This window comes from Dehalobacter sp. MCB1, assembly GCF_003590275.1.
Classification (GTDB): Bacteria; Bacillota; Desulfitobacteriia; order Desulfitobacteriales; family Syntrophobotulaceae; genus Dehalobacter.
In genome coordinates this window covers 115,883-122,886 of the sequence record NZ_LXPC01000017.1, presented here as the reverse complement: position 1 = coordinate 122,886, position 7,004 = coordinate 115,883, and the positions used below count along the sequence as shown (strand labels likewise).

The following is a 7,004-nucleotide window of genomic DNA, read 5'->3' as shown; positions in this document are numbered from 1 at the left end:
TTCGGGAATACGCAGGACGTTAGGCGAAAGACCATGCAGGGAACCGCGCATCCATGCACGGATTGGAAAATGACAAATAAATGATTAGATTGTTGCACATGTGTAGGATGTTATGAAGTACAGATAAACAGGATTATTTATTGAGCGGATAGCCATAATGAAAAGCACAAATATTGGTCTTAGGCAAATTAAGGGAGGTTTGTAAATGAACAAAATGATTAAGATTAGGAATGAAGAAGAAACAGATTTTGAGAAAGTGGAAGAAATCACAAGGAAAGCTTTTTGGAATTTATATAACCCGGGGTGCGTTGAACATTATTTGGTTCATGTTATGCGATTCCACAAAGATTTTCTTCCGGAGCTGGATTTTGTGATTGAAGTTGATAATCAAATCATCGGGAATATCATGTATACGAAAACAAAACTAATTGATGAATCCGGGGAAGAAAAAGACATCCTTACTTTCGGTCCGGTTTGCATTTTGCCGGAATATCAGAGAAACGAGTATGGAAAAAAGCTAATGGAGTATTCCTTTGAACAGGCGGTCGCACTTGGTTATGATGTGATCGTAATATTTGGAAACCCGGGTAATTATGTAAGCCGTGGTTTTAAGAGCTGTAAAAAGTACAATGTCTGTCTTGAGAATGGAACATATCCGACGGCAATGATGGTAAAAGAACTCAAACCAGATGTCTTGGACGGAAGGAAATGGTTTTACTATCAAAGTCCTGTATTTGAGATAGACGAACAAGAAGCCGGGCGCTTTGACGAGGGTTTGGAACGATTGGAGAAAAAATACCAGCCAAGCCAGGAAGAATTTTATATTTACAGCCATTCAATTATACAGTGAGTTTTCTTTTGTGGCATAAGGATAAATTCCAATTTATCTTTGAGATATATACATAATTCGTTGTTGAAGTTAGGGTACATCATTCTTATTTTGTGCATAAATACAGTTGTTGAGGAAGTTCAAGGGACGCCCCTCCATGGTCGTCTCTGAATCTGGGGGACATGGTCCATCGCCTAACACGGATTTTCCGACACTTGGAGGATGATGCATGCAGTAGGGCGCGTCGGGGATTCCTGGACGTTCTACGACATATCATGCAAAGACCGCGCCGTCCTGGCGTGGAGGAAATGGATCATAGGTATTTCTTTGCAGCAGTTGGATTTTTAGTAACAGTAAAATAACGCGATGTTATGATATATATTTTGAGGTGCGAGGTATAAGATGAACAAAATAAAAGAAGAACTGATTGCTCCTTGTGGTATGAATTGCAGACTTTGCTTAGGTAACCAAAGGAAGAAAAATCATTGCAAAGGATGTCGTAATGAGATAGATATTAGGTATAAAACAAAAGGTAGCGTCAGTTGCATAATCAAGAACTGTTCTGTAATTCAAAGCAATGAATCAGGATTTTGCTTTGAATGCGATAAATACCCTTGCCGGAGGTTAAAACAGTTAGATAAGCGATATCGAACAAAATATCACATGAGCATGCTTGAAAACCTTGAGCAAATAAATCAATCTGGCATTGATTCATTTTTGCGGAATGAGGAAAATAAATGGACTTGCAAAGAATGTGGCAATATTGTTTGCGTACATAGAGCTTTTTGTTTGGTATGCAAAACTCCATATATAGAGTGAGTATTTTCCTAGATACATAATTATAAAGCTTTAGATAAATTGTTATTTGTAATGCTGGTGCTGATTGCTAACCTATTTAAGGCAGCGTCATCCGGGCACTGTCTGAATTACGGGGCACGATACGTCGTTGAACAAGCCGTTCTCAAAACTTAGAATAGATGAATGAAGTATGACGCTTCGGGAACGGCTGAACGTTATGCGAAAGACCATAAAAATGACGTGTGACAGTAAGTATATCTTTGAGCTTACAAGTCCTTGGTACAAGCCAGTTTCGAAAATAAAAATTTGTGACCTTCAACTATAAGTTATATGTTATAAATAGTGAGGTGTGACAAGCTATTAAAGGAGTGAAAGCATGTCTAGGATAAGCAATATTCTTGAAAATAAGGGCCCATTATTGTCTGGGTCACTGGCTAATGAATTAGTTAATCAATTCTCAATTTCTAGGGAAGCAGCTCGTAAAGAAATTTCCCGGGCGTCTGCACCAATCAGAAAGTTGAAGAACGTTACCTTCGATAATAACCAAAAGTATCTGTACTTAGATTCCCATTTTTCTAGTGATATCTTTTTTGAAAAACTTCTACAATATCTTAGGCTAAATTCGAAGGCTTATTATTATTTTATAAAAGCTGTATTAAACAATTACGGTTATATTCTTACAAACGAAATTGCAACTTATACATGTTCTCCAGTTCAGCCGCTTAAAGGCCACAAACCAGCTGATTCCATAATCAAAGATTTACTATATATTAATTTGTTATTAGACAATGGTGACGGTTTATTTCAATTAAATCCTTCTGTAGATATTCCACAAAGCTACACACGTTTTAAAGCTCTAAATATTGCAAAGAAAAATATTATGAATGATTTCTATGACTGGTCCCGAAAGATTAATCTAGTCGCATATAATTCTGGTAGGATGATTGAACAAATGCCAGAATTTCATAAATTTCAGTGGAGTTTCACAGCTCCATCATATATTAATGGACTGCAAAAGGGCAGTAAGCCTGGGTTTGTTGTTGCAGACGTGGTTTTGGGTAAAAAACTTTTGGAAGAGGATATAGAGTATTTTCTTGCAAAAGTGAATGTTATTAGTCAAAGTAAGAAGCATTCTCCCTTCATACCGGTACTTATAGTCGAGGGTATAGAAGAAAATGCTTTTTCAAGACTGAAATCTGCAGGTGTAGTATTGGGGTTTATTGATAAGCTATTCGGGAATCAATATTTAGAAACACTCAGAGCCCTTGTTTCCATCGTAGAGAATGCTTCAGCAGTCATAACAAAAAATCCGGATAAATATTTTGAATTTATAGAAGCACTTTCTAAGCTAGAGGGAAAAGCATCCAATCTTAAAGGTGATGTATTTGAATTAGCAGTCGGGTATTATTATTCTCAGTTAGCACCTTATTTAGAAATTAACAAATTGATCACAGAACGCGAAAGTGGGAAAAGTAAAGAAATAGATGTATATGTAAAGTATCCAACCGAGGCTAGATTCGTAGAGTGTAAGGGGTATAGTTATCCACTCGATGAAGAGTATGTTTCTAAATGGTTAAGTGATAATATACCTACTATTAGAAAATGGGCATTAAGTCAGGATGAATTTACTCATAAAGATTTGATATTTGAGTTATGGTCAACAGGAGGATTTGAGCAATCTGCAATAGATAAGCTTCAAAAAGCTGCAGGTTCGACAAAAAAGTACACGATAAGATTCTTTGATGCACAACAAATAGCCGAAAAAGCTAAGGAAGCCAAAAATGATAACCTCAATAGAATACTAAAAAATTATTTTACAAGCAATTCTTTGTAGCACGGTCCTTCGCATAACCATGTGTTACCGTATCAAGAACCTGGCTATAGCTCTAATTATAAGATTGACAGACAGCCTGTACAAGTGCCAAAATAGACCAGGTAAGAAAAAAGGGAATACATAAATCAAGACAATAGATAAGGAGACAGTATGGCAACCATTCAATTTATTATTCAATCGATTATTTTAGGCATCGTGGAAGGGATCACGGAGTTTCTGCCGGTCTCATCGACAGGCCATTTGATTATTTTTCAAAATCTAATCGGGTTTCAAGGAACGAATCAGCATTATGTAGAGATGTATACCTATGTGATTCAGCTTGGAGCGATTTTGGCGGTCATTGTACTTTATTGGAAGAAGATCAAACAAACACTGGTGGATTTCTTCCCGTCAAGGGTCAGCTATCAGGAATCCGGACTGAAATTCTGGCTGATGATTGTGCTGGCGTGTATTCCGGGCGCTACGATCGGGATTCTGTTTGACAATACCGCGGAAAAATACCTGTTTTTTCCGATCCCTGTGGCGATAACACTTTTCCTCGGTGCAATCCTGATGATCTATGCTGAGAATAGGCTTAGAACAAAGGCACCGGTTGGACGGGACCGGGACTTGAATGTTTCTCCAAGACAAGCGGTTATGATCGGCTTATTTCAATGTTTGGCTGTTATTCCGGGGATGTCCCGTTCGGCATCGACGATTATCGGCGGATGGGTTGCCGGGTTGCCGACGGTGGCTGCCACGGAATTTTCGTTCTTCCTAGCGATTCCGGTGATGATTGGGATGAGCCTGCTGAAGGTTGTTAAAATTGGTGGTCTGGCTATTCTGACTTCACAAGAAATCTTGTCATTGGCTGTCGGCTTCATTGTATCCTTCCTGGTTGCAGTCATCGTCATCCAGAAATTCATTTCATATTTACAAAGAAAACCGATGCGGATTTTTGCGATCTACAGAATGATATTCGCCGTGTTCGTGTTGGCAGCAGGGGTAGCTGGTCTATTCTAAATCAACTTGTTTCATCCGAATATTATCCTGAAATCTATCAGACAACCAAACATTCAGCCAGTCTTTTGGGTCATATATCATCGAATATTCAGGTTGTTCCCGGGTATTTTTTGTGCTAGAATAAATAGTGAATTGGAAAATTAAAGCTGATGATCAACCCAGTATGTTAACGGGTCATACAGAGAGGGGAACTGCGTACGCGCGTGTACAAAGCTGGAAGTTCCCTTGATAGTTAACAGAACCCCAGTTGTGAAGTGAGAATGAATAATCCTACGGCTGTCTCACCGTTATCTGAGCTTGAAGCGGCGTATGCGCAATTAAGGTGGTACCGCGGAAGATATACTTCTTTCGTCCTTAGATGGACAGAGAAGTTTTTATTTTTTTCTGCGGAAAGTATTCTTAAATGAATCAAAATGATTTGGAAAATATTAAGGGAAAAACTTACAGGGAAAAATGGTCAGAATATTAAAAATTAGAAATTAAGGATAGAATGGGGCGTGTAAATATGCAAACGATCGGATTTATTGGAACAGGCAATCTGGCTTCGTCCGTGATTAAGGGGTTATCTCAGCAGGACACGGATTTCCGGATCATGGCCTATGATGTATTTCAGGAGAAAGCGGAACTCCTGGCCCAAACGTATGGTGTTGCGAGCGCTTCTTTTACTGAAACCATTCAGGGATCAGATGTTATTTTCCTAGCAGTAAAGCCAAAAGATATTAAAGGTCTTCTTGACCAGCTTGCTCAGTTCAATCTTGCAGGAAAGCTTATTATTACGGTAGTAGCAGGGATAGGGCTGTCTGTTTACGAACAGGAACTTCCCGGCATCGCCGTGGTAAGGGTCATGCCTAACACGTCCAGTGCAGTACTGCAGGCTGTATCCGGGTTGGCCAGAGGATGCTGTGTTACCGACGGACAGGCAAAGACGGCTGAAACGATCTTTGCTGTTTTGGGAAAATTCCTGTGGATTGACGATAGTAAAATGAATGCGCTGACTGCCGTCAGCGGCAGCGGCCCGGCTTATTTCTATTTTTTTACGGAACTGATGGCGCTGGCTGGTGAAAAGCTTGGCCTGACGAGGGACGAAGCTGAATTTCTGGCCGCGGAAACCATGGTTGGCGCAGGGAAAATGATTGCTGAGAGCGGCAAAACTTCGCTGGAATTAAGAGAAGCTGTTACATCACCGAACGGAACGACCTACGCCGCACTGGAGAGCTTCCGGCAAGCCGGTCTGGCAGATATTGTCTATCAGGCTATGGAGGCGTGTGCCAAACGGGCTGAGGAGATGGAAGGAGAGTATGTTTGAATGAATACCCTGAAAAGGGCAGTATTAAAAATAGGCAGCAACAGCTTAAGCCTGCCGCAAGGCGGCATTGATGAAACCGTCATCGACCAGCTGGCCGCAGTCATTGCTGAGCTGAGAAAGCAGGGAACAGACTGCATCCTAGTTACCTCCGGTGCTGTTGCTGCCGGGATGGCCAAGATGAAGCTGAAGGAACGTCCGAAGGATATTGTCGGCAAGCAAGCCACAGCGGCTGTTGGGCAGGGAATATTGATTGAAAGGTATTCGTACTATTTTGAGAAATATGGCATGAGTTGTGCCCAGATCCTTCTTTCCCGGATCGACTTGGTTGAAGCCGAACATTACCGAAATGCGAGGAACACCTTGGAAAAACTGCTGAACTTCGGAATTATTCCGGTCATCAATGAAAATGATACCGTAGTTTTTGAAGAATTATGCTTCGGGGATAATGACAGGTTATCCGCGCTGGTGGCAGGAATGGTCAATGCAGATCTGCTGGTTCTGCTGACGGATGTCGACGGTTTGTTTACAGCGAACCCTGTCGATCATTCTGACGCTGTTCTGATTCCGCAAGTTCAAAACGTGGCGGAGGTCAAAGGTCTGGCCGAGGGTTCGGGTTCTGCGGTGGGGACTGGCGGTATGATTACGAAATTAAAGGCCGCCGAAATGGCAACCCGGTTTGGAACGCCGACATTTCTGATGAATGCGACAAGAATTGCCCAAATCAAAGACATTACTGAAGGTAATTATCCGGTAGGAACCTATTTTCCGCCGTTAAAACATAAACTAAACGGAAAGAAACGCTGGATGGCGTATGCGGCATTATCAATGGGCACGGTCATCATCGACGCCGGTGCCGAGAAAGCCTTGCTTCATGACGGCAAAAGCCTGCTTGCTTCCGGAGTAACCGGAATCGAAGGATTCTGGGAGCGCAAAGACCTGATTAAAGTTGTGAATAACCGCGGAGAAGAAATTGCCCGCGGGATTGTGGAATTCAGCAGTGAAGAGACGGAGAAAGTCAAAGGACTTCACTCTGAGGAAATACGCAGGCTGATTTCCGGGATTAAAGCAGAGGAACTGGTTCATAGGGATAACCTAACGATTACGCAGGAATACTGATAGGAATATTTAATTTTGTTGGTATGATGAAAAGATATTATCGGATTTACGAGAGATCATAAAAATATATTTAGCAATCGAGTATTTTTAATTATTGGAGAGATTGACTGGAGGTTGTG

The 7,004-nt window shown here is 41.1% G+C and carries 7 protein-coding genes; all 7 read left to right on the top strand.

Annotation, left to right across the window (positions count from 1 at the left end):
• Positions 1-205 precede the first annotated feature (205 nt).
• The 7 genes from A7K50_RS13010 (at position 206) to proB (ending at position 6,885) form a co-directional block, all read left to right on the top strand.
• Positions 206-850, top strand: a complete 645-nt coding sequence (locus tag A7K50_RS13010) for an N-acetyltransferase (protein ID WP_119776724.1) — start codon at positions 206-208, stop codon at positions 848-850.
• Positions 851-1,051: 201 nt separating this feature from the next.
• Positions 1,052-1,177 (top strand): hypothetical protein, encoded by a 126-nt coding sequence (locus tag A7K50_RS14510; RefSeq protein WP_282433205.1) that lies wholly within the window; start codon positions 1,052-1,054, stop codon positions 1,175-1,177.
• Between the two features lie 54 nt (positions 1,178-1,231).
• Positions 1,232-1,648 carry a DUF3795 domain-containing protein gene (locus A7K50_RS13005; RefSeq protein WP_119776722.1) on the top strand — a complete coding sequence of 139 codons (417 nt, stop codon included), beginning with the start codon at positions 1,232-1,234 and terminating at the stop codon, positions 1,646-1,648.
• 355 nt (positions 1,649-2,003) lie between these two features.
• Positions 2,004-3,461, top strand: coding sequence for a hypothetical protein (locus A7K50_RS13000; protein ID WP_119776721.1), 1,458 nt, complete (start codon positions 2,004-2,006; stop codon positions 3,459-3,461).
• Between the two features lie 150 nt (positions 3,462-3,611).
• Complete coding sequence (locus A7K50_RS12995) at positions 3,612-4,463, top strand: undecaprenyl-diphosphate phosphatase (RefSeq protein ID WP_119776720.1); 852 nt, start codon at positions 3,612-3,614, stop codon at positions 4,461-4,463.
• Positions 4,464-4,968: 505 nt separating this feature from the next.
• Positions 4,969-5,769 carry a pyrroline-5-carboxylate reductase gene (gene proC / locus A7K50_RS12990; RefSeq protein ID WP_119776719.1) on the top strand — a complete coding sequence of 267 codons (801 nt, stop codon included), beginning with the start codon at positions 4,969-4,971 and terminating at the stop codon, positions 5,767-5,769.
• Positions 5,770-6,885, top strand: a complete 1,116-nt coding sequence (gene proB, locus A7K50_RS12985) for a glutamate 5-kinase (protein WP_119776718.1) — start codon at positions 5,770-5,772, stop codon at positions 6,883-6,885.
• The last annotated feature ends 119 nt before the right edge of the window (positions 6,886-7,004 follow it).